This window comes from Streptococcus sp. NLAE-zl-C503, assembly GCF_900104285.1.
Classification (GTDB): domain Bacteria; phylum Bacillota; class Bacilli; order Lactobacillales; family Streptococcaceae; genus Streptococcus.
Genome location: NZ_FNJT01000002.1, coordinates 90,283 through 112,910, shown reverse-complemented (window position 1 = coordinate 112,910; position 22,628 = coordinate 90,283). Strand labels below are relative to the sequence as shown.

Sequence of the window (22,628 nt, the reverse complement as noted above, 5' to 3'; positions counted from 1 at the left end):
TTTACCTCTCAATCAAATCATAAATCTTGGTGATGTTTGGCAATAAGGTCGTCACGAGTAACTTGTCTCCGACCTCAAGCATATCCTCTCCAGTAGGGAAGATTGTTTTTCCTTTTCGGATAATGGCTGCGATGAGCACACCTTTCTTCAATTTTAACTGTGAAAGGGGCTTGGAAGTCATTTTATTGGCTTCCTTGATATGGAATTGCAGGGTTTCAATTTGGCCATTTGCTAGATGGTGCATGGCTTGAAGGTCTGAGTATTGGGCGTTTACCCGACCACGGATAAAGTGCATAATGGTATCCACTGCGATGATTTTCGGCGTGATGATACTTGAAAAATCAGGCGCATGGATAATTTCTAGAAGACTAGTTCGGTTGACTTTAGTGATGTTTTTTTGAACACCAACACGGTCAAGAAACATAGAGGTGATGATGTTTTCCTCATCAACACCAGTTAAGGTTGCGACCGCATCGTAGCTAGGAGCACTTTCTTCCAGTAAGATGTCCTTAGCAGTTCCATCTCCTTGTACGATATAGAGATTTGGGAATTTTTCACTAAAGAAACGAGCTCTTTCAGGATTGATCTCGATAACCTTGGTATCGATGCGACTGTCCTTTAAAATACCAAGCAGATAATAAGCGATTTTTCCAGCTCCAACGATAAGCAAACTTTTCACTGCACGCGATTTGAAATAGTTGTGGAAAAGCATCATATCTACACGATTTCCTGTAACAAAAATCCGATCCTTGTCCTGGATAGTAACATCACCACTTGGAATCATGAGTTGATGGTCTCTTTCCATAGCGCAGACAATGATGTTGCCAAATTTCTTACGGAAGTCTGAGATTGGCATTTGACAGAGCCCGCTAGAATCTTTGATAACAAACTCCATCAGGCTGACACGACCTCCAGCAAAACGCTCAACTGAGAGGGCGTTAGGGAAATCGATGATATTTGAGATGGCACGGGCTGCTAGGAGTTCTGGATTAACGATAAGTGAAAATCCAAGAATATTTTTCTCTTTAAAATAGGCATTAGAGTATTCAGGATTTCGCACTCGAACGATGGTTTCTTTAGCGCCCATTTTTTTGGCAAGTACCGCTGAAATCATATTCACTTCATCGTACTCAGTTAGAGCGATAAAGATATCACACTCTTGAACGCCGGCTTGCTCTAAGATAGCAAAGTCTGCACCATTTCCAAGGAGTCCCATGATATCAAAGCGACTGACAATATGATTGAGAACAGCCTCATCTTGTTCGATGAGGACAACGTCATGGTTTTCTGCAACCAGTGAACGACAGAGGGCGAAACCGACTTTCCCTCCACCAACAAGGACAATTTTCATATAAAAAACCTACTTTTTCATGATGTAACTATCATACCCTTTTTTAGCAAAAAATGCACTTGCCAAGCCGATTTTTGAAGGAAGAAAGGACTTTTTCAAGTTTTTGAAGATAAATATGTTTATCCTCTATAAAATATCTCTGATTTGAAGTGATTTTACTCTTTTACTATCCCTTTTCAGAAATAGAATGACCAAGCATGAAATTCTCATCAAAAAAAGTAAAAAAATCAAGTCGTTTCTATTGACATTGATTCTGAAAGTGTTATACTAAGAAAGTAGCTTCGCTGATTTACTTCAAACCTGTTGTGAGGTAAGTTAACGATGCCTTAACCACGCTGTTTGCTGAGCTTGACTCCGGGCAGTGTGGCTATTTTTTTGCAATGATAAAAGGAAGCCAGTCATGACAAATCACATTGTATTATTTGAACCTCAGATTCCACAAAATACAGGTAACATTGCGCGTACTTGCGCTGCGACCAATTCTCCCCTCCACATCATCAAACCGATGGGATTTCCGATTGATGATCGGAAGATGAAGCGAGCTGGTTTGGATTATTGGGACAAGTTAGAGATTCATTTTTATGATAATTTGGCAGACTTTATGTCTCAGATGAAAGGGCAACTTTACTTGATTTCCAAATTTGCGGAAAAGGTCTATTCTGAAGCAGATTTATCGACGGACGAGGACCATTATTTTCTTTTTGGACGTGAGGATAAGGGCTTACCAGAGGACTTTATGCGGGAACATCCTGAGAAAGCACTCCGTATTCCTATGAATGATGAACATGTCCGCAGTCTCAATGTGTCTAATACCGTCTGCATGATTGTCTATGAGGCTCTTCGTCAGCAGAATTTTGCAGGTCTTGAGCTTGTTCACACCTATGAAGTAGATAAATTGAAATAATCAAAATGCTTGCACTTGCAAGCGTTTTTTGTTATGATTAAAGGGTCTTCAGGGCTGGGTGAGATTCCCGACCGGCGGTGACTTTAACTAGCTATTTTGGCTTACTCTTCGTTGTCTTGTCTCGATATACTCAAGTATTATCTTCGACTGCGACGCCTAGATTAATCCAAAATATCTTAGTTAAAGAAGTCCGCGAGCGCAAGCTGATGTGGTGCGATTCCACAACCGACAGTATAGTCTGGATGGGAGAAGACGAAAGAATGGCTTTGTCTGTTCTGATGAGTTTATTGATGAATTGTAACCGTTTGCTCAAAAGAGTGAGAGGGAACTTTTGGGATATAAAAAGTGAGAATAGATAGAGGGATCCTTTCCAACTTCTTCTGATTTTATAGAAAATTGGAGGAACCTGTTATGACAAACACACGTCGAATTTCGACCATTGCGATTTTATCAGCCATTTCATTTGTGCTGATGTACTTTGACTTTCCGCTCTTGCCAGCGGCAACCTTCCTCAAGATCGAGTTTAGTATCTTGCCAGTCCTTGTGGGCTTGGTGGTGATGGATTTGCCTGCTGCTCTAGGCATTCTCTTGATGCGCTCACTCTTGAAGTTGCTTCTGAATAGTCAAGGAGTGAACACCCACATTGGCTTGCCAATGAATATCGTAGCTCTGGGAGTTTTTGTTATCGCCTTTGGTTTGATTTGGAAAAAGGAACGCAGCACCCTTCGTTTCCTACTAGCATCTCTAGCGGGAACTATTGGATTGACTTCTGCCATGTTGGTTCTCAACTATGTCTATGCGGTTCCTTTATACGCGCAGTTTGCCAACTTTGATATTAGAGAAATTATAGGACTTTCTAACTACTTGATGACCATGGTTTTACCTTTTAACCTGATTGAAGGTTTAATCTTTGCCGTTTCATTCTGGTTGTTATACGTCCTCTTGAAACCAACCTTAAAACATTATGAGAGATAAACAAACATTTTTAATGAAGGGCAGTTTTGCCCTTTTACTTTTCGTCCTTCTTGGCTATATGGTTAAGTTCTATCCTGAAACGCTGGTCGGTTTTGATCAACCGATTCAGACTGCCCTTCGTGGGGACTTGCCAGATTATTTGACAGTTCTATTCCGTGCGCTTACGCATTTGATTGATATCCCGGTGATTATCACCTGGGTTGCCATTGCAGCCTTTATCTTTTATCGTAAGAAGTGGAAGATAGAAAGTTTCTTTATGATAGGCAATCTGGCTTTGGCTGGTCTTTTAATAGTGACTTTTAAAAATATTTACCAGCGCCCACGACCAGCTATCTTACATCTGGTAGAGGAGAAAGGATTTTCTTTTCCAAGCGGGCATTCTCTGGCTGTAACGTTGATGGTAGGGACTTTGATTATCATTCTCAGTCAACGGATTAAAGATCCAGTCTGGAGAAAAATCGTGCAAATCGTCCTTGGCTTCTACCTAGTCAGTGTGTTGCTATCTCGGGTCTATCTGGGAGTTCACTACCCATCAGATGTTCTTGCCAGTTTCTGTGTGGGCTTGGGAGTCTTGTTTATCGAATTTCCTTTCTATGACAAGCTTCGCTTCCAATGGCGATTTAAAGGCAAGCAGAAGTGAGTATCAAATTTCCTTGAGGAGAAAGAAATGAAAGTCAATATAAAAGATCTCCATCCGACTCAACTATACTTATCAGAAAAGAAACTAGCAGGCATCCAGATACTTTATCAGCCGAAAGAAATGAGCAATGTTGATCCAATCAGTATTCTTGCATTCGGAGATTGCTTGTTGATTACAGACGGGCATCACAGGGCTTATCAGGCTTTATTGGCGGGTCGGGATACGATTTCTGCTGAGTGGGATAGAGATGGTGGCGATGAACTGTATCATCTCTATGCGCAAGCTTGTGAGGAAAGAAAGATTTACTCTGTTTTGGATTTAAAAGACCGTATCCTAGCTCAAGATGAGTATGAAGCAAAATGGTATAACTGGTGTGATGGTTTTAATCAAGCAGCAACTCTTTTATTGAAAGGGAAAGCAGATGAAACAGATTTTACAAATAGATAATGCACTGCGTCTTGTTCCTTATTATAAGGTCAATCATTGTGAGGAAGCTTTTGCTTGGTATCAGGATGTGAACTTGGTTTACCTCGTAGATGGTGTGAAGAGTCCTTACAGTCCAGCGACCTTGGAAGCTATGTATTCCTATTTGGATCAGCATGGTGAGCTTTTTTGGATTGAAGTCAAGGAGAAGGGAGAATGGTTTCCAATTGGGGATGTTACTCTATCTCAGGATAATCTTCCCATTGTGATTGGGAATCCCGCTTACCAACATCGAGGACTTGGAAAAAAGGTTCTAAGTACTTTGATTGAATTGGCTCGAGTAAAAGGATGGAAAGAATTGAGAGTCAAGGAAATCTACACCTACAATCATGCTTCTAGGAGGTGTTTCAAGTCGCTTGGATTTGTGGAAAATGGAACAACAGAAAAAGGAACGAGTTTTATACTGAAATTAGTCTAATCTAACTTGTTTTTTAACTAAAAATCTGATAAACTAAGTAGTAATTGAATAGGAATCCGCAAGACTAGTAACTCAAGGGAAGTATATCAGGGAGGAGAGCCGTGACTGCAAGCTCTCTATATGAAAGCTGGGTGAATTCACTTGCGCATGGATTTAGAAATGAAGGTCTGACTTGTCAGATGAAAACGGATGGTACCGCGTGTCAACGCTCCGAGTGGAGTTTTTGGCATGTGGTTTTCTTTTTATCTACGAGAGACTGATGGAGGAATTATGTCAACTATTGAAGAACAATTAAAAGCGCTTCGCGAAGAAACGCTGGCTAGCTTGAAGCAGATTACTGCTGAAAATGAAAAAGAGATGCAAGACTTGCGTGTCTCTGTCCTTGGTAAAAAAGGTTCCCTTACGGAAATCCTCAAAGGGATGAAGGATGTCTCTGCTGAGATGCGTCCAATCATCGGGAAACACGTTAATGAAGCGCGTGATGTTTTGACAGCGGCCTTTGAAGAAACAGCTAAGCTCTTGGAAGAAAAGAAAGTAGAAGCTCAACTAGCAAGTGAGAGCATCGATGTGACACTTCCAGGTCGCCCAGTTGCGACTGGTCACCGTCACGTTTTGACACAAACCAGTGAAGAAATCGAAGATATTTTCATTGGGATGGGTTACCAAGTCGTGGATGGTTTTGAAGTGGAGCAAGACTACTACAACTTCGAGCGTATGAACCTTCCAAAAGATCACCCAGCTCGCGATATGCAGGATACTTTCTACATCACAGAAGAAATCTTGCTTCGTACTCACACGTCTCCAGTTCAGGCGCGTGCGATGGATGCTCATGATTTTTCAAAAGGTCCTTTGAAAATGATCTCACCAGGACGTGTGTTCCGTCGTGATACGGATGATGCGACCCACAGTCACCAGTTCCACCAAATCGAAGGTTTGGTTGTTGGGAAAAATATCTCTATGGCAGACCTTCAAGGAACACTTCAGTTGATTGTCCAAAAAATGTTTGGTGAAGAGCGTCAAATTCGTTTGCGTCCATCTTATTTCCCATTCACAGAGCCATCTGTCGAGGTGGATGTTTCTTGCTTCAAGTGTGGTGGAGAAGGCTGTAACGTATGTAAGAAAACAGGTTGGATCGAGATTATGGGGGCCGGTATGGTTCACCCACGTGTCCTTGAAATGAGTGGAATCGATGCGACTGTTTATTCTGGATTTGCCTTTGGTCTTGGACAAGAGCGTGTCGCTATGCTCCGTTACGGAATCAATGATATCCGTGGGTTCTACCAAGGCGATGTCCGCTTCTCAGAACAGTTTAAATAATAAATCAAACGCGAGGAAATTTTATGATTTCGGAACAAAACTATAATAAACTTTTAGAGAAGTTTGGTGATATATCTTCATTTGTGATTTATAAAGAATCTAAAAATAATGATAAAGCGACATCTGAAAATATATCCTATGAAGAAGCTATTGAAAACCATCAAAAAGACTACATAAATCCTTCAAATATATTACTTATGGTAAATCCCTCTGCTAAAAGAGAACAATCTCCTGATAGTAATTTTTCTTCATTTCATCATTCAAATATCAATGATCGTCATTTAAGATTTTTAACTATGAAAACAAGTACATTTTGGAGAAATCTATACGGATCATATGTAACTGATCTATTTTCTGATGTTGTTGAATCTGTAATGGATAATGTAATTTCGGCAGTAAAGGATGATAATAAAAAGGACTACCGAAAACAATCGTATAAAAAATTAATCGAACAATTAGAAATATTGTCCCAGGATTCAAAAGAAGATAAATTAAATATATATGTTTGTGGTGCTTTAGCAAAGAGTAAGCGTGAAGATTTTAGTTTTTTTATAGAAGAGTTGCTAGAAGAAGTTTCAGAAAGCTCGTATTTAAATATAGAACTTAATTTTTATGCTGTATATCATCCTGGTTATCAAAATTTAAAAAAATTAATTCAAGGTGGTTGTGAAGAAATAGTTAAGCATTCTATGAAGATTGAATGAATAGATTTTAATTGGGAAGTTATTTTTTGCTATAAAAAATGTAGCTTCATAGCAAGAATTTGCTCATAAATTTATGTTTAAATACTTCTGCCAAGGCGATGTCCGCTTCTCAGAACAGTTTAAATAAGATTGAAACCTGAAACACAGTCCTATACAGTCCTAGTCATTTTCTCTCGATGAGAATAGTAAGGACTGACTCGAAGAAAAAGAAAGGAATTGAAAAGAACTTACTTGTGGGTTCTTGCAATTAGAATTATGTTAGTATCTTATAAATGGTTGAAAGAATTGGTGGACATCGATGTGCCATCACAAGAGTTGGCTGAGAAAATGTCAACTACAGGGATCGAGGTCGAAGGTGTCGAATCACCGGCTGCTGGTCTCTCAAAAATTGTCGTCGGTGAGGTTTTGTCTTGCGAAGATGTGCCAGAAACTCACTTGCATGTCTGTCAGGTTAACGTTGGCGAAGAAGAAGCCCGTCAGATCGTTTGTGGTGCCCCAAATGTGCGTGCTGGTATCAAGGTCATGGTGGCACTTCCGGGAGCTCGTATTGCTGATAATTACAAGATTAAAAAAGGGAAAATTCGTGGCTTGGAGTCACTTGGAATGATCTGTTCCCTTGGTGAATTGGGAATTTCTGACTCAGTTGTACCAAAGGAATTCGCAGATGGTATCCAAATCTTGCCTCAAGATGCCGTTCCAGGTGAGGAAGTCTTCTCATACCTAGACCTGGATGATGAAATCATCGAACTTTCTATCACACCAAACCGTGCAGATGCTCTATCTATGCGTGGGGTAGCTCACGAAGTGGCAGCCATCTATGACAAGGCAGTCAACTTTAAAGAATTCAGTTTAACAGAAACAAATGAAGCTGCAGCAGATGCCCTTTCTGTAGGCATTGAGACAGACAAGGCGCCTTACTATGCAGCCCGTATCTTGGACAATGTGACCATCGCACCAAGTCCACAATGGTTGCAAAACCTTCTTATGAACGAAGGGATTCGTCCGATCAATAACGTAGTTGACGTAACCAACTACATCCTGCTTTACTTTGGTCAACCGATGCATGCCTTTGACTTGGATACCTTTGAAGGAAGCGAGATTCGTGTGCGTGAAGCGCGTGCTGGTGAAAAATTGGTGACCTTGGATGGTGAAGAACGTGACTTGGAAACAAATGACTTAATCATCACTGTCGCTGACAAACCAGTAGCCCTTGCAGGTGTCATGGGCGGTCAAGCAACAGAAATCTCTGAGAAATCTAGTCGTGTTGTCCTTGAAGCGGCTGTTTTCAATGGCAAATCGATTCGCAAGACTAGCGGACGCCTCAACCTTCGTTCTGAGTCATCTTCTCGTTTTGAAAAAGGGATTAATGTAGCAACAGTCAATGAAGCCTTGGATGCTGCAGCTAGCATGATTGCTGATCTTGCAGGTGCGACGGTGCGTAAGGGTATCGTTTCAGCAGGTGAGCTTGATACTTCTGATGTAGAAGTTTCTTCAACCCTTGCAGACGTCAACCGTGTCCTTGGAACTGATCTTACTTATGCCGATGTCGAGGATGTCTTCCGCCATCTTGGATTTGGTCTTTCTGGAAATGCTGAAGCCTTTACAGTCAGCGTCCCACGTCGTCGTTGGGATATCACCATCGAAGCTGACCTCTTTGAAGAAATCGCTCGTATCTATGGTTACGATCGTTTGCCAACTAGTCTTCCAAAAGACGATGGTACAGCTGGTGAATTGACTGCGACACAAAAACTTCGCCGTCAAGTTCGTACGATTGCTGAAGGGGCAGGTTTGACAGAAATCATTACCTACGCTCTAACAACTCCTGAAAAAGCAGTTGAGTTCACAGCTCAACCAAGTAACCTTACAGAACTCATGTGGCCAATGACTGTGGACCGTTCAGTTCTCCGTCAAAATATGATTTCAGGTATCCTTGATACGGTGGCTTATAATGTGGCTCGTAAGAATAAAAACTTGGCCCTTTACGAGATTGGAAAAGTCTTTGAACAAATAGGTAATCCAAAAGAAGAACTTCCAAATGAAATCAACAGCTTTGCCTTTGCCTTGACAGGCTTGGTGGCTGAAAAAGACTTCCAAACAGCAGCAGTTCCAGTTGATTTCTTCTATGCTAAGGGAATCCTTGAAGCGCTCTTTACTCGCTTGGAACTTGAAGTGACTTATACAGCAACAGCTGAGATTGCAAGTCTCCACCCAGGACGTACAGCCGTGATTTCGCTCGGTGACCAAGTTCTTGGTTTCCTTGGCCAAGTGCATCCAGTCACTGCGAAGGCCTATGATATTCCAGAAACGTATGTAGCTGAGCTCAACCTTTCAGCCATCGAATCTGCGCTTCAACCTGCTGCTCCATTTGTGGAAATTACCAAATTCCCAGCTGTTAGTCGTGATATTGCTCTACTTCTCAAGGCAGAAGTCACTCACCAAGAAGTTGTAGATGCTATCCAAGCTGCCGGTGTGAAACGTTTGACAGATATCAAACTCTTTGACGTCTTCTCAGGTGAAAAATTAGGACTTGGTATGAAGTCAATGGCCTATAGCTTGACCTTCCAAAATCCAGAAGATAGCCTGACCGATGAAGAAGTAGCTCGCTACATGGAGAAAATCCAAGCATCACTCGAAGAAAAAGTGAATGCAGAAGTACGTTAACTCATCAATCCATCCTTCGGGGTGGATTTTTAGTTTCAAAAGGACGGTTCAGGATCAAAAATGGGCAATTGGGGAGTAAAAGCACCTGTATGCACTTTAATGGGCTATAATTGGTCTATCACTTGGGTACTTAAAATCCTTAGAGAGTTTAGTTTTTAAGGAGGGATGAATAAGATAAAAATGTACATAAATCCTTGTAAAGGCTATCAAAAAGGAGTATAATAAGTGCAACATATTTCGGAGGTGGAAAATGCTAGAAGTAAGAAATCTAGAGAAAAGTTTCGGTTCCAAGCAAGTCTTGTTTGGTGTCGATTTTCAGGCAAGCCCAGGACGAATTTTGGGACTGGTCGGGAAAAATGGTGCTGGGAAAACAACGATTTTCCACAGTATGTTGAAATTTTTGGACTATCAAGGAGCAATTAGTCTGGATGGGCAGGAGATTCGTCAGGAAACCTACGCTCGTATTGGTTATCTGCCTGAGGAACGCAGCCTCATGCCCAAATTGACAGTCCTTGAGCAAGTTCGTTACTTGGCTACTCTAAAGGGCATGGATGCTAAGGAAGTCAAAGAAAAACTCCCTCAATGGATGGAAAAATTGGAAGTGAAGGGCAAATTGACCGACAAAATCAAGAGCCTCTCAAAAGGAAATCAGCAGAAAATCCAGTTGATTATCACCCTAATCCATGAACCAGACTTGATTATCTTGGATGAGCCCTTTAGTGGTCTGGATCCAGTCAATACCGAGTTGCTCAAACAGGTCATCTTGAAAGAGAAAGAGCGCGGTGCGACCATTATCTTTTCTGACCATGTCATGACCAATGTTGAGGAACTTTGCGATGATATCCTGATGATTCGTGATGGGCGTGTGGTCTTGCATGGACCAGTTCAGGATGTTCGCAATCAATATGGGAAAACACGTCTTTTTGTTTCAAGTGAACGAAGCAAGGAAGAATTGGAAAAACTTCCTCATGTCAAACAGGTGAGCTTGACCAAGCAAGGCAGTTGGAAATTGATCCTCGATGATGAAAGTGCTGGAAGGGAACTCTTCCCAATCCTCACTCAAGGTCAATACATCGCGACCTTTGACCAACAAGCTCCAACAATCGATGAAATCTTTAAACTAGAATCAGGGGTGGAAGTATGAGAAATATGTGGATTGTAATGAAGGAAACCTATCTTCGACATGTCAAGTCGTGGAGTTTCTTCTTTATGGTGATTTCGCCGTTCCTCTTTTTAGCCTTATCTGTAGGAATTGGCTATCTCCAAAATTCTTCTATGGCCAAGAATAGCAAGATAGCAGTAGTAACCACTGTGCCATCTGTGGAAGAAGGGCTTAAGGGTACTAATGGTATCAACTTTGATTATAAGGATGAAGCCAGTGCCCAAGCTGCCATCAAGGATGAGAAAATCAAGGGTTACCTAACCATTGACCAAGAGGACAGCGTCATCAAAGCCGTCTATCACGGTGAAACTTCTCTTGAAAGTGGCATCAAACTAGCTGTAACCAATAAGCTAAATGAACTGCAATACCAACTCAATCGCTCGGCGGCTAATCTGTCTCAAGAACAGGAAAAACGCCTGGCTCAAACTGTTGACTTTACCGAGAAGATTGATGAATCTAAGGAAAATAAAAAAATTGTTCAAACCATTGCGGCCGCAGGGCTCGGTTTCTTCCTTTATATGATTTTGATTACTTATGCTAGCGTCACTGCTCAGGAAGTAGCCAGCGAGAAAGGAACCAAAATCATGGAAGTGGTCTTTTCTAGTATCAGAGCTAGTCATTATTTCTACGCTCGCATGCTGGCTCTGCTTCTTGTGATTTTGACCCATATTGGGATTTACGTCGTGGGTGGACTGGCTGCCATTCTGCTCTTTAAAGACCTACCAATCTTGGCTCAATCTGGTATTTTAAATCATCTAGGAGATGCCTTCTCGCTCAATACCTTATTGTTTGTATTGGTTAGTCTCTTTATGTATGTTGTTTTGGCAGCCTTCCTAGGTTCTATGGTTTCTCGCCCTGAGGATTCAGGAAAGGCCTTGTCGCCACTGATGATCTTGATTATCGCAGGATTCGTTGGAGTGACCGCTCTAGGTGCTGCAGGAGACAATTTAGTTCTGAAAATTGGTTCCTATATTCCTTTCATCTCGACCTTCTTTATGCCATTTAGAGCTATTAATGGGTATGCAAGTGGTCTAGAAGCTTGGATTTCACTTGCCATAACGGTTGTTTTTGCAGTAACTGCAACAGCCTTTATCGGACGTATGTATGCCAGCCTAGTCCTTCAGACAGATGATTTGGGAATCTGGAAAACCTTTAAACGTGCCTTAGCTTACAAATAGGAGAGCCTCGCAAAAGCGAGGTTTTTCTAGATGTTAAACACCGAAATCGGTAAAAATATTTTTCATATCTATTGACTTTTAGTAGTAAAATTTGGTATGATAGTAGACGGTATTGTTTACCCCATTTGTAAGGCCCCGGAACCTTTCAAATACCCCGCGGACCGGAACATCCGCCCAGTAAACAAAAACGATATTCATATAGGAGAAATCATGAACAAAACTACATTCATGGCTAAACCAGGCCAAGTAGAACGCAAATGGTACGTTGTTGACGCAACTGATGTACCTCTTGGACGCCTTTCAGCAGTTGTTGCTAGCGTACTTCGCGGAAAAAACAAACCAACATTCACACCACACACTGATACAGGTGACTTCGTAATCGTTATCAATGCTGAAAAAGTTAAATTGACTGGTAAAAAAGCAACTGATAAGATCTACTATACTCACTCAAACCACCCAGGTGGATTGAAACAAATCTCTGCTGGTGAACTTCGTTCTAAAAATGCAGTACGTTTGATCGAAAAATCAGTTAAAGGTATGCTTCCACACAATACTCTTGGCCGCGCTCAAGGTATGAAATTGAAAGTATTTGTTGGAGCTGAGCACACTCACGCTGCACAACAACCAGAAGTTCTTGACATTTCAGGACTTATCTAAGGAAAGGAACAATAAAGTATGTCACAAGCACAATATGCAGGTACTGGACGTCGTAAAAACGCTGTTGCACGCGTTCGCCTTGTTCCAGGAACTGGTAAAATCACTGTTAACAAAAAAGATGTTGAAGAGTACATTCCACACGCTGACCTTCGTCTCGTTATCAACCAACCATTCGCAGTTACTTCAACTGTAGGTTCATACGACGTTTTCGTTAACGTTGTAGGTGGTGGATACGCTGGTCAATCAGGAGCTATCCGTCACGGTATCGCTCGTGCCCTTCTTCAAGTAGACCCAGACTTCCGCGATTCATTGAAACGCGCAGGACTTCTTACTCGTGACTCACGTAAAGTTGAGCGTAAGAAACCAGGTCTTAAGAAAGCTCGTAAAGCATCACAATTTAGTAAACGTTAATCAATACGATTATATCAACGTTTCAAAGCACTCAAAAGTTTACCTTATGGGTGCTTTTTTTGTGTTTTTTTGAAAAGTTCACCTCAAAGTTTACCTTATTTTTACCTTATTGTTTTAGAGACTTTAAGGCAAATTCACCGACTGCCATAGGAACTACATTAGAAGTATTGACATAAATCTGTGTTGTACCTGTGTCGCTATGTGTTAGAGCTTCAGAAATAGCTTCTAAGCTCATTCCTGCTTGTTTAGCAAGTGTTGCTCCTGTATGTCGCAGTTTATGAGGTGTAGCATGTGTCAGCTCTTTATGTCGCTTTCTAATACTTTTCATTTTGTTGTTTAGATAGTCAGCATGTAAAGGCTTATTGATGTTTCCTTTTGTGTCGATATATGTAAAAATAAATTGTTCTGGATTACTGATGATGCCAAATTTTGCCAGTTCATATTTTTGTTGTTCTTTCCAAGAGGTAAGGAGTTGAAGTAAGTCATTAGAAATAGAGAAAATAGTTTTCTTATTTCCCTTAGTAGATTTCACTTGTCCATATCTATCTAAAGCTTGAATTAGCTGAACCTGTGATTTTGAAAAATCGATATGTTTCCATTGAAGAGCATAGGTTTCAGATTTTCTATCGCCTAAGAAAAAAGTGAGATAAAATAGGACATAATCTTTAAGGGTTATTTTATCATTCTCTAAATCTTCTTGAAATGCTGAGAACCACTCTTGGAGTTGCTCATGAGTTAAATATAAATCTTCATCACGTTTTGATTCTGCAAGTTGAATTTTTTTAACAGCCTTAATTCGTCTTAAAGTTTTTGCAACTCTATTTGCTTCAATATATTCAAGTTCTTCTGCCCAATCAAAAATAGAAATAACGTAACTTCGTAAAGTTTTGAAGTTGGCATATTCGTTGGCTTTTGCCGTCATCAAATTTAGAATAACCTGTTTATTTTGGTTTAAAAATTGAATCGTATAGTTGCCAAGAAGTGGTAGTATATGCTTTTCAAAACATGTTTTGGTATTAGCAATTGTTGACCTGCTTGGTGGCTTAGAAGTTGATGTAGTTTGTCCTGCTTTATAGGATTCCCACCAAATATTATTATAGAAGTCTGAGAAAAGAATATCTTCTTTTCCTAGTCCCGAAAACGCATTGTCTTCAATTTGGTTTAACTTCGTGAGTAAGTCTATCTCTGCTTGTCGTGCCTCCTTTCTTGTTTTGAATCGTTTATCGTAGTAGTTGTTGCTGACGATTCCAAGTGGCATTCGAGCTTCTATTGGAATGTAGATTTTTAAACGATAAGTACCATTTTTTGTTTTAGTGATAGTCATGATATTCTCCTTGTGTATCGAACCAGAAAATATCATGACTATTATAAAACAAAAATATAGATATTTCTAGTTTTGTGAGTAAAGCCATGAATTAATGGCTTCTTTATTAAATCGTATAGTCTTGCCTATTTTTATTGTAGGCAGTCCTTTCTTGATCCAACTATCTAGAGTATTGTTTGAGATGCCTAGATAGTGACAAGCCTGCTGTTTGTTTAAAAATGGGCTTTCAAGGTTACAATGGTGCAGTTTCTTTTCAATTTCTTTTGTGATAAGTTCAGCAAGTAGGAGCTGAATTTGTTTAACTTGTTCATCTGGTAGAATTACTTGCATAAGTTATTTCTCCCTATTGTGCTATAATTGAAGTATCAGTTGATTTTTAATCATCTGTATTTGCCTCATCAGTATTGCTCACCAAAGTATCTTCTGAGGAGGTTTTTTTGTTGTTTTGGGGATTATAACGTCTAGAATCTAAAAATTTTGTAAAAAAGTAGGTTCGTTCAATTATTAATCCCAGTAGTGAAATATCTTTATTTCTAGCGTAGTGAACTAAGTCTTCGAACTCGGTAAAATCGTTATCGGTGATTACATCGATAACAGTTTCTAGAAATAAATTTGAATTTTGCTCTATCAAGAACTTATCAAGTTCGAATCCGCAACCTGATTCAATATCTTCTATATTGTATAAAGTTTTTTCAGGGTTTTCTGCATGTATGAAATAATCGTACATACCTTTTGGTGACATGACAACTTCAACGTGGGAAGGTGTATTGAGTTTCTCAGTAAGAAGCTCTGATACTTGGGAATAACTTTTTAGCGATTCAAAAAATAAGACTCCGTGCTTGTGCGATTTTTTAAATTCCCCAGTTTCCCTGTTAATGTCCTTATCATGCCAAGGGCTAAGAACAAATGGAATGTGTAACTCTTCGAGAATTTCTAAATAATTTTCTGGGGCACTTTCCTTATAGAATAGGAATGCCCATTTATTTGAACGTTTTTCTTTAGCCATTTTGTTTTCTTTCTATGATTATTGATTATTGATTTATTGGGGGTCGTAGTAACCCCAATAAATCTTCTCTTGGGGCTTTGCCCCAAACCCCAGCCTCTCCTGCCCGATGGAACCCTATCGAACCGAGAACGCTTGCCAATTCAACAAGGGACGGGGTAGTATTTTTTGGCGCTTCACTCCCTGCCTTCGGCATCGTTGCGCTTAAAAAATCTCCACCCCTCAAGCCCTTGCGAATAGGCATTTTTCTGCTGGTAATGTCGTGCCGACACTAAACCGATGAAATCCCTAGGTAGGTCAGTGTCGCATCAAACAAGTGTAGCAGAAAAAGCGCTAGCTATATCTTGAAAATAGCTCTTGCATCCGCTGGTTTAACCGTTCTTCGTCTCTTACTTGGATCGTACGAAACATTTTAACAGGTTCCCCTTCTAGTTGAAAATATCCATACCCTCTAGGTTTTATTACAACTTCATCTTTTTCCATATCAGGAAAAAGGAGTTGTCTATTGTTGGTAGACATGAGAAAACTAGTAGACAATGAAATTATACAGTTGAAGTTATAGCGCCCTGGAAGGTCAGACATCAAGAAACGCTGACTAGACAAAATAATTCGTAAACCTAAACTTCTACCCATGCTATTCATCATCAACATTTTTGATAAAATATCTTTATGTTTCTTTTTATCAGTCTGTTCTAGGTAAGCTAGGAAAGCTTGCCACTCATCAAAAATTAGGTAAAGATTATGCGAGTTTTGTTCTTGCTTATCAAGTCTAGCTTCAAAACGTTTGTAGACTGTTTCAAAAAGTTCTAAACAGTTAAAACCTCTTGCGACATGGTCACTAGTCATTGGAAACATTTCTTCATCTGCTTTAAAGTCCATGAAATAAGCTTCAGCATCTGTATCATAAAATGAAATGAGACCGATAATTCTTCTTAAAAACGTACTCTTCCCCGAGGCTGATGGGCCTGCGATTATTAAAGCGAAATATCGGTTTATGTCAATGTTGAAAGGGGAAGGGTGTCCCCTACTGTTGACCTCGAAAACGTTTTTAATCATGCTAGAAGTCCTCTTCTCTTTGATTTTTTTGCATTAGCATCATGTCATTAGTTGACACTAAACGAACCTTGACTGCAAGAAAGGGCTCACGCTTAGAGCGACTTACAACGCAATCTATAGAATCGTTTGACATAGTTTTTACAACTTGTCTTACTTTTGTTTCAAAGTTTCCAAGGGCTTCATCAGAGATTTCTTTGTCAATATGAACAAAGTAAATACCTTGTTCCGTAACTTCGACACCTTGTGTGTAACTTAGTGAAGAGATTGGTAGTTCTGTTACACCGACTTCTGTTAACCAGTTATAGAAGCTATCAAATAAAGGATTAATAGCAGTTTGACTTCTTTGTTTGTATCGATGCCAAGCTAGAGAGAAAATTTCTCCATCTGTCACAAGCCACAGGAACAACAAAGAACCTAATATAAATGGAACTATCCATAGAAGAAACTTAAGAAGTAGTGCTATTAAAACAAGGGTAATTGAGGCTATGAAAATCTGATAGTACCACTCTAATTCCATGATTTTTCTTAAGAAATTTTTCATAAGCCACCTCTTTTCTATTTGAGTGCAATATCAGTAAGCTCAGCTACAAGAGCGATGCCGACTGGCTGTTTCAACTTGTCAAGAACAAATGACAAGTCATACTGGTTAAGTACGATGTCAGCGTTGACTAAACTATCCAAGTTCTCGTTTGAGTAGTTCTTCAATTTGACTTTGAAGGTTGGACAGTAAGCCTCTTGAGAAATGCTAGAGAACTGTTCATAGAGTTCGACATCTACGCATGTAAGAGATGCCCATGAACGGTGATTTTCTTGACCTTCATTGATGATTCCGCTATTTGTATCAACTACTCTGATTTCTGAGGGGATATCAACAGAAGTTGATAAAGCATTTAAAAATGCTCTTGCGCTTTCGTAGTTGCCTACGATTAATTTTTTCTCTTTTGACATATAAATTTCTCCTTGTCTTTGCGTGGTCAGACTTTTTAGAATGCTGACAAGTAATTTTAATCTTTGATGATAACAAGTTATCAAATGTTATCAATTTAACTCAAATAGTACATTTTTCATCACCCCGATCTTTTAATTTCACTTACTATATCGCAAGGGGATTCCTTCAGCTACGTCATTTTAATATTAAAAATTGAATTATCTCAAAAATACGCCATTGTATAAATATTATAGTACAGGTAGTCAAAAACTTACGCCAGTGGATATATATTATAGCATGATGTTGTTCTAAATTTTCGTCAGACTCTTCTTATTTTGCTCAGGTATTTAGACCTCTTCGCTGGGATACCTATTTTGTAGGGGATTTTGGTTATTCATTTTCGGTAGGTGAAAAGAATTTATGCTAGGGTCTTAGAAATTTTTAACCATAGCAAAGAATATTCGGTTTTTATTTACAGGAGAATAAAATAAAACCAAGTCAATTTTTCGTGACTTGGTTTATGTTTCTATTTCGTCAATAAGCTGTATCATGAGCTTGAGAACTCGTTCTTGTTTACTAGGTGTTAGTTCCTTAATTTTATATATTAGCTGATTTATTAAGGGATTGCTTTCGGTTACGGATATATCGAAAAAAGTTTCTATATCTGTATCAAGTGCATCCATAATTTGAGGGACTAAAAACTAAATTAGCAAATTTTAAAAAAGCCAAGTTCAAAAATACTTGGCTTAATTTATTTGTTTTAATATATCTCGGAGAGCTTTTATAGTAGGTTCTCTTTTTTCTGTTGGTAGGTTTCTAATATCTTCAATGAGTTGTGAAAATTCTCTGCTTTGATTTTGATTTTCGATATTAAAAAAAGTATTCATATCAACTTCAAGCGCTTGTATGATTTTTTCAATGGTCTCAAGCTTAACGTTTAACTGTTTATTCTCTAATCTATAGATATAGTTGAATCCCAGATCAGCCTTTTCTGCTAGATATTCTTGTGTCATCCCGCTTTTCAGTCTTAGAAGTCTGATTTGTTTTGCAACAAATTCTCTTAAATTTATTTTTTCAGTCATGATAGTACCTCATAACTATCATACAAGTTTATCTCATTGAATAAATCGTTATCAAAAGACTGATTTTTTTGCAATAATAATATTTAAAAGACTGTAAAATGTGGTATAATATTATTCATAAAACAGTCTTTTAAGACATAAAGGAGTTTATACGATGGAATCAAACACTCAAGGTCACGGAACCATCAAGAAATTGCGCACAGGCGCAGTTGTTTCTACTTTAGCACTTACTGCCTTTGGGGTATCTACTACGGTATCGGCTAGTGAGACTGAAGTAGCCGTTAATGAGCCAGCAACTAGAGTAGTTGCTCAGGACGAGGTAGTCCCTAAAGTTCCGAGTCAATCAGATGTAGATAAGGCTAAAGCTGAATCAGATAAAGCTAGTCAGGATGTAGCTAAGCAAAAAGAAGTTGTTTCAGCTACAGAAACTAAGATTTCTAATACTGAAAAGACTATCGCTGAAACTACTAAGAAAGTAGAAGAAGCTAATTCTGTTACACCTAAAAAGGTGGCTGAGGCTAAGGCTGACGCTGACAAGAAAGCTAACGAGCTTGCGACTGCTGAGAAGACTGTAGCTGATGCTGATAAGTCTGTATCTGCAACTGCTGAAAAGGTTGAAGACCAAACTAAGGTAGTATCTAATGCTGAAAAGACTGCTACAGATGCATCTAACAAGGTAGCTGAGGCTCAGAATAAGGTAGATTCTCTTTCATCTACTACTGATATTCGTGTACTCGAAAAGAATGCTTACACCTCTACTGTACAAGTTAGGGTTTCTGAACGAAAGGTAGATGAAGCTCAGAAAAAACTTGACGACGGTAAAAAAGCTGTTGCAGACAAAGAACAGGCTATAAAAGACACCCAAGACAAGATTTCTTCTGCAGAAAAAGTGCTTAAACAAGCTACTACAGACCTTAACGATGCTAAAGCTAACCAATCTCAAAAAGAAGAAGCAGTTAAAGCAGCCAAATCCGATCTTGACCGTGCTAAAGAAGGGTTGTCTGACCAAGGTGGTAAATATACCATCAACGTAAGCCAGGAGTATGTAAATCTTCTTAAACAGTACATTTCTAACCCAAGCAAAGAGCTTTCCGACCAACTAAAAGCGCTCGCTTTCAAAGAGTACGAAAAATTTGGTAAAATTACTTTCGATGGTGGGGAAGTTTATCGTTACGACTTGAACTACCCTCAAGCGTCTAAGAAAGACCTTAACACAAAGGTAGATATCAACAATCTTGATTACGAAACTCGTAAAGAGCTTTCTTTGTTCGCAGCAGACCTTATCAACCAACTTCGTAAACAATTCGGTACAGACCCTGTTAAGGTTACAGAAGATGCAATTCGTATTGCTAACGAAGTGGCTCGTACCTCTAAAGAAGAGTATGGTCACGACTTCGATGCTCTTAGCAAGGTAGGAGAAAAAGACAACGGTTTGCTTTTGGGTGAGCTTGCAGGTTTCAGTGACGACGAAACAACTACTGTTGCAGACCTTAAACGTCGTATCTATGACGATATCTTGTCTATGTTGTTCGACGATTCTCATGCTAAGTGGGGACACGCAAACTCACTTAGTGGGGTACTTCCAGCAAGCCCTAATGTTGGGTACATGCAGTACACTGGTCTTGGTTTCCGTTCTAACAAGCGCTTTACTTCTGTAATCCACTACATCAAGATTTCAGATAACTTACTTTCAAACAATTCAAAATTTGATAAGACGAAAGTAGTTACTGCCCCAAGTCAACAAGAACAGCTTGCAAAATTGCAGGAAAAGGTAGACTTGGCTGAGAAGTCTTACGTCAATGCCTATGCAGAACTCAAAGACGCTGAAAATGGGGTATATCTTGCTAAGACTAAGTATGGTAAAGCTGACGATGAACTTTACTTTGCTCGCAAACACTTGTCCGATATCCAATTGAACAAGATTGACCTCCCAGCTCTCGAAAAGGCTCTTGAAGACGCCAAAACTCAGTTGGCTGAAGACAAGCAAGCTCTAAAAATTGCCAAAGAAGTTCTTGAACTAGCTAAAACAAACGCTATTGACAAGGCTAAGGCTCTTGCTGATGCTAAAAAGGCTCTTGAAACAGCTAAATCTGAAAAAGCAACAGCAGACAAGGCTCTTGAAACTGCCAAAGGTGAATTGGAAGTTCTTACTAAGGCTCATGATGTAGCAGTCTTGGCTCGTAAGTCAGCTGGTGAAGACCTTGCTCGCAAACGTGAAGCATCTAAAGAAGCTACTGACACTTATACAGTTCTTAATCTCGCTCTTACTAAGCGTGATGAAGTCCTTAAGACTTTGGACAAAGAGCTTACTGATGCTAAATCTAAGCTTGGCGTACTCCGTGCTGAGTTGGAAACTGCTAAGGAAGAGTTGGCTCGCCTAGAGGGTATCGCAGAAGCTAAGGCTCGTGGGTATGAGAACTTCAAGCAACTCAAAGCTGACCATGACGCATACCTTGCAAAACAACAACGCTTGCAGGCTTTGAAAGATAAAGAAGATGCAATCCGTAAAGCAGGTGGTCAACCTAAAGAAATTACCGACGCAACTGGTAAAGTAGTTGACATTGTAGATGCGAAGGCACAAAACAAACCAGTAGTTGCGACGGTAGGAACTAAAGACGATAAAACATATCAAGCTCCTGCACAAGCTACAAATGCACAAGCTACAAATGCAAAAGAAGAACCTAAGAAACAACTTCCAAATACAGGAACGAAGGATTCAGGACTTTTAGCATTGCTTGGAGCAAGTGTTGGACTATTTGCTTTAGCAGGAAAACGAAAATATAATAGATAAAAAGAAAGAGAGCGGTGGCTCTCTTTTCTATGGTGTTGTTCTAATATGTATAAATTTTATATAAGGGAAACTTTTGATATTCTGGTTCGATTTTTACTTATTTTTTATGAAAGTTTACCTTATTTTAATGAAACTGATTGAAATTAGTTGAAATTTTATTTTTTGAAAACATATGAAAACGTTGATTTTAAAGCACTTTGAAATTAGATGAAATAAGTGGTGCCCCAACCAGGTCTTAAGAAAGCTCGTAAAGCATCACAATTCTCAAAACGTTAATCAATACGATTATATCAACGTTTACAGACATTCAAGAATTATTTCTTGGATGTCTTTTTTTGTTTAAAAATCAAGAATTTCCCTTATAATTTCCACTATTGATTTTTAGAGCAGTAAAATGAAATATTTTTATTACATACTTTTAAAAATTCTCGATGTTACTATTATTATATAACTTATGATACCTGTTTCTAAATTTCTACTAACTTGATAGTTAAAATATCCTCAAAAAGTCATATTAAAAGTAACATTTTTGAGAGTGGCTTGTTAATATAAAACATCTTGTATGAATTGTACGAGATGTTTTTGGATTTCTCTATTTTTCAGAAAAACATTGACAGTATCGAGCATACTTTTAATGAATATGATAAAATAGATGTCAAGATATCTATTAGGAATTGAAATTCTAAAATGTATTTAGCGAGATAGGAGACATATGAAAACTATTAGAGATAACGAGGAAGAAAAGAAAAGTTGCGAAAGAATTAGCATTGTATTTATTGGACACCCAATTCGTCAGAAACAAGAATTCATAATTGATAATGAAAAATACAAGATTAGTTTTGATGGATTTAAAGATGAAAAATATAATGAAGATCCTTTTATTTGGAACAATAACTTTTTATATTCCTTTTGTCATGCCAATCATGCATTATCGACAGAAATTCGTCAATTGATTAATAAAGAAAAAGAAGTTTATTTCGTGTTTGTAGCTAAAACAGCGGAAGATTCTGATATGTTTGAAATAGATACAATCCTAAAAGCTAAAGAAATCTATGAGTGGCCGAATAAAAATGAACGTTTCGAGGAGAATCTTTGTAGTCAAATTTTTAATGAAAATGTAGTAAAATATCATCTTCCTAATTTACCAGGTGACGGAACAATTTCTGAACATGATAATGTGAAGTTATATACTTGTGTTGGTGATAGTGAGGGATCATTTTTACCAATGGTTAAATCTGGAGATCAGTATATTCCGTACAAATTTAATAGCAAGATGTCTGAGTATCTTCTAGATTTATTAAAAAGTAAAAATAGTAATCGTTATTACGTTGCTAAAGAATCTTCAAAAAGATTATCTGAGAAACATAAAATTTTTGAAAAGGTTTCAAATAAAGTGAAAATTTTAATAATGAAAGAACATGTTAGTAGAAACAGACCGTTAAGTAATAAGAGATTTCTTAAAGGTTGTCAAATTTCTGAATTAGACAATGATCTCAGAAATACTAAACGATCTATCTCTATAAATATAAAATGAGGTAATTAAATTTCTTTTATTGGAGCAAACTGTTTTTTGATTTTATAAA

22 protein-coding genes and 1 riboswitch are annotated in these 22,628 nt (G+C 38.7%); of the genes, 14 read left to right on the top strand and 8 right to left on the bottom strand.

Annotated elements, in window-relative coordinates; genetic code table 11:
• Nucleotide 1: 1 nt before the first annotated feature.
• Nucleotides 2–1,351 carry a Trk system potassium transporter TrkA gene (trkA, locus tag BLS46_RS04680; protein ID WP_093585945.1) on the bottom strand — a complete coding sequence of 450 codons (1,350 nt, stop codon included), beginning with the start codon at nt 1,349–1,351 and terminating at the stop codon, nt 2–4.
• 400 nt (nt 1,352–1,751) lie between these two features.
• Between trkA and BLS46_RS04670 the strand changes: the two genes are divergently transcribed.
• The 12 genes from BLS46_RS04670 to rpsI all read left to right on the top strand — a co-directional run bounded on the left by BLS46_RS04670 (nt 1,752) and on the right by rpsI (nt 12,861).
• A complete protein-coding gene (locus BLS46_RS04670; RefSeq protein ID WP_084945785.1) occupies nt 1,752–2,255 on the top strand; it encodes a tRNA (cytidine(34)-2'-O)-methyltransferase in 504 nt (167 codons plus the stop codon).
• Nucleotides 2,256–2,295: 40 nt separating this feature from the next.
• Nucleotides 2,296–2,513, top strand: a riboswitch (FMN riboswitch).
• 153 nt (nt 2,514–2,666) lie between these two features.
• Nucleotides 2,667–3,230 carry an ECF transporter S component gene (locus tag BLS46_RS04665; RefSeq protein WP_084945786.1) on the top strand — a complete coding sequence of 188 codons (564 nt, stop codon included), beginning with the start codon at nt 2,667–2,669 and terminating at the stop codon, nt 3,228–3,230.
• A complete protein-coding gene (locus BLS46_RS04660; RefSeq protein WP_093585944.1) occupies nt 3,220–3,870 on the top strand; it encodes a phosphatase PAP2 family protein in 651 nt (216 codons plus the stop codon). Before BLS46_RS04665 ends, BLS46_RS04660 begins: the two co-directional genes overlap by 11 nt.
• Before the next feature lie 27 nt (nt 3,871–3,897).
• A complete protein-coding gene (locus tag BLS46_RS04655; protein ID WP_084940426.1) occupies nt 3,898–4,317 on the top strand; it encodes a chromosome partitioning protein ParB in 420 nt (139 codons plus the stop codon).
• Nucleotides 4,318–4,321: 4 nt separating this feature from the next.
• Nucleotides 4,322–4,771, top strand: coding sequence for a GNAT family N-acetyltransferase (locus tag BLS46_RS04650; RefSeq protein ID WP_025168488.1), 450 nt, complete (start codon nt 4,322–4,324; stop codon nt 4,769–4,771).
• A 270-nt stretch (nt 4,772–5,041) separates the two neighbouring features.
• The gene (gene pheS, locus BLS46_RS04645) at nt 5,042–6,088 is read left to right on the top strand and encodes a phenylalanine--tRNA ligase subunit alpha (protein ID WP_008289063.1); all 1,047 of its coding nucleotides are present in this window, start codon (nt 5,042–5,044) and stop codon (nt 6,086–6,088) included.
• A gap of 23 nt (nt 6,089–6,111) precedes the next feature.
• Nucleotides 6,112–6,792 carry a hypothetical protein gene (locus BLS46_RS04640; RefSeq protein WP_038804559.1) on the top strand — a complete coding sequence of 227 codons (681 nt, stop codon included), beginning with the start codon at nt 6,112–6,114 and terminating at the stop codon, nt 6,790–6,792.
• A 255-nt stretch (nt 6,793–7,047) separates the two neighbouring features.
• Nucleotides 7,048–9,453: a phenylalanine--tRNA ligase subunit beta gene (pheT, locus tag BLS46_RS04635; RefSeq protein ID WP_093585942.1), complete on the top strand. Its 2,406-nt coding sequence runs from the start codon at nt 7,048–7,050 to the stop codon at nt 9,451–9,453.
• 250 nt (nt 9,454–9,703) lie between these two features.
• Nucleotides 9,704–10,597: an ABC transporter ATP-binding protein gene (locus BLS46_RS04630; RefSeq protein WP_093585940.1), complete on the top strand. Its 894-nt coding sequence runs from the start codon at nt 9,704–9,706 to the stop codon at nt 10,595–10,597.
• The gene (locus BLS46_RS04625) at nt 10,594–11,793 is read left to right on the top strand and encodes an ABC transporter permease (RefSeq protein WP_093585938.1); all 1,200 of its coding nucleotides are present in this window, start codon (nt 10,594–10,596) and stop codon (nt 11,791–11,793) included. The genes BLS46_RS04630 and BLS46_RS04625 overlap by 4 nt, the downstream gene beginning before the upstream one ends.
• A gap of 210 nt (nt 11,794–12,003) precedes the next feature.
• On the top strand, nt 12,004–12,450 hold the full coding sequence (gene rplM / locus BLS46_RS04620) for a 50S ribosomal protein L13 (protein WP_001044624.1): 447 nt from the start codon (nt 12,004–12,006) through the stop codon (nt 12,448–12,450).
• 18 nt (nt 12,451–12,468) lie between these two features.
• A complete protein-coding gene (gene rpsI / locus BLS46_RS04615) occupies nt 12,469–12,861 on the top strand; it encodes a 30S ribosomal protein S9 (protein WP_000075973.1) in 393 nt (130 codons plus the stop codon).
• 106 nt (nt 12,862–12,967) lie between these two features.
• Here the strand turns inward: rpsI and xerC are convergent, their stop codons facing one another.
• From xerC to BLS46_RS04570, 7 genes are all read right to left on the bottom strand, one after another.
• The gene (gene xerC / locus BLS46_RS04610; protein ID WP_049484583.1) at nt 12,968–14,185 is read right to left on the bottom strand and encodes a site-specific integrase; all 1,218 of its coding nucleotides are present in this window, start codon (nt 14,183–14,185) and stop codon (nt 12,968–12,970) included.
• A 66-nt stretch (nt 14,186–14,251) separates the two neighbouring features.
• Nucleotides 14,252–14,515, bottom strand: coding sequence for a helix-turn-helix domain-containing protein (locus BLS46_RS04605; RefSeq protein WP_049484584.1), 264 nt, complete (start codon nt 14,513–14,515; stop codon nt 14,252–14,254).
• Nucleotides 14,516–14,561: 46 nt separating this feature from the next.
• Nucleotides 14,562–15,191 (bottom strand): replication protein, encoded by a 630-nt coding sequence (locus BLS46_RS04600; RefSeq protein ID WP_049484585.1) that lies wholly within the window; start codon nt 15,189–15,191, stop codon nt 14,562–14,564.
• 330 nt (nt 15,192–15,521) lie between these two features.
• Entirely contained in the window at nt 15,522–16,244 is a 723-nt protein-coding gene (locus BLS46_RS04590) for a P-loop NTPase family protein (protein WP_049484587.1), read from the bottom strand.
• Nucleotide 16,245: 1 nt separating this feature from the next.
• Nucleotides 16,246–16,785, bottom strand: coding sequence for a hypothetical protein (locus tag BLS46_RS04585; protein WP_049484588.1), 540 nt, complete (start codon nt 16,783–16,785; stop codon nt 16,246–16,248).
• 14 nt (nt 16,786–16,799) lie between these two features.
• Nucleotides 16,800–17,192, bottom strand: a complete 393-nt coding sequence (locus BLS46_RS04580) for a hypothetical protein (protein WP_049484589.1) — start codon at nt 17,190–17,192, stop codon at nt 16,800–16,802.
• Between the two features lie 726 nt (nt 17,193–17,918).
• A complete protein-coding gene (locus BLS46_RS04570) occupies nt 17,919–18,254 on the bottom strand; it encodes a helix-turn-helix domain-containing protein (protein WP_020900063.1) in 336 nt (111 codons plus the stop codon).
• Nucleotides 18,255–18,408: 154 nt separating this feature from the next.
• Here BLS46_RS04570 and BLS46_RS04565 point away from each other — a divergent pair, with 154 nt between their 5' ends.
• Nucleotides 18,409–21,045, top strand: coding sequence for an SEC10/PgrA surface exclusion domain-containing protein (locus BLS46_RS04565; RefSeq protein WP_049484590.1), 2,637 nt, complete (start codon nt 18,409–18,411; stop codon nt 21,043–21,045).
• A 712-nt stretch (nt 21,046–21,757) separates the two neighbouring features.
• Nucleotides 21,758–22,579: a hypothetical protein gene (locus BLS46_RS04560; protein ID WP_093585936.1), complete on the top strand. Its 822-nt coding sequence runs from the start codon at nt 21,758–21,760 to the stop codon at nt 22,577–22,579.
• Nucleotides 22,580–22,628 lie beyond the last annotated feature (49 nt).

Coding starts and splice junctions, on each gene's coding strand:
- BLS46_RS04630 (WP_093585940.1), top strand. CDS start 9,704: ATGCTAGAAGTAAGAAATCTAGAGAAAAGTTTCGGTTCCAAGCAAGTC.
- BLS46_RS04625 (WP_093585938.1), top strand. CDS start 10,594: ATGAGAAATATGTGGATTGTAATGAAGGAAACCTATCTTCGACATGTC.
- BLS46_RS04560 (WP_093585936.1), top strand. CDS start 21,758: ATGAAAACTATTAGAGATAACGAGGAAGAAAAGAAAAGTTGCGAAAGA.
- xerC (WP_049484583.1), bottom strand. CDS start 14,185: ATGACTATCACTAAAACAAAAAATGGTACTTATCGTTTAAAAATCTAC.
- trkA (WP_093585945.1), bottom strand. CDS start 1,351: ATGAAAATTGTCCTTGTTGGTGGAGGGAAAGTCGGTTTCGCCCTCTGT.
- BLS46_RS04570 (WP_020900063.1), bottom strand. CDS start 18,254: ATGACTGAAAAAATAAATTTAAGAGAATTTGTTGCAAAACAAATCAGA.
- BLS46_RS04655 (WP_084940426.1), top strand. CDS start 3,898: ATGAAAGTCAATATAAAAGATCTCCATCCGACTCAACTATACTTATCA.
- BLS46_RS04580 (WP_049484589.1), bottom strand. CDS start 17,192: ATGTCAAAAGAGAAAAAATTAATCGTAGGCAACTACGAAAGCGCAAGA.
- BLS46_RS04565 (WP_049484590.1), top strand. CDS start 18,409: ATGGAATCAAACACTCAAGGTCACGGAACCATCAAGAAATTGCGCACA.
- BLS46_RS04670 (WP_084945785.1), top strand. CDS start 1,752: ATGACAAATCACATTGTATTATTTGAACCTCAGATTCCACAAAATACA.
- BLS46_RS04590 (WP_049484587.1), bottom strand. CDS start 16,244: ATGATTAAAAACGTTTTCGAGGTCAACAGTAGGGGACACCCTTCCCCT.
- BLS46_RS04600 (WP_049484585.1), bottom strand. CDS start 15,191: ATGGCTAAAGAAAAACGTTCAAATAAATGGGCATTCCTATTCTATAAG.
- BLS46_RS04665 (WP_084945786.1), top strand. CDS start 2,667: ATGACAAACACACGTCGAATTTCGACCATTGCGATTTTATCAGCCATT.
- BLS46_RS04585 (WP_049484588.1), bottom strand. CDS start 16,785: ATGAAAAATTTCTTAAGAAAAATCATGGAATTAGAGTGGTACTATCAG.
- pheT (WP_093585942.1), top strand. CDS start 7,048: ATGTTAGTATCTTATAAATGGTTGAAAGAATTGGTGGACATCGATGTG.
- BLS46_RS04605 (WP_049484584.1), bottom strand. CDS start 14,515: ATGCAAGTAATTCTACCAGATGAACAAGTTAAACAAATTCAGCTCCTA.
- pheS (WP_008289063.1), top strand. CDS start 5,042: ATGTCAACTATTGAAGAACAATTAAAAGCGCTTCGCGAAGAAACGCTG.
- rpsI (WP_000075973.1), top strand. CDS start 12,469: ATGTCACAAGCACAATATGCAGGTACTGGACGTCGTAAAAACGCTGTT.
- BLS46_RS04640 (WP_038804559.1), top strand. CDS start 6,112: ATGATTTCGGAACAAAACTATAATAAACTTTTAGAGAAGTTTGGTGAT.
- rplM (WP_001044624.1), top strand. CDS start 12,004: ATGAACAAAACTACATTCATGGCTAAACCAGGCCAAGTAGAACGCAAA.
- BLS46_RS04660 (WP_093585944.1), top strand. CDS start 3,220: ATGAGAGATAAACAAACATTTTTAATGAAGGGCAGTTTTGCCCTTTTA.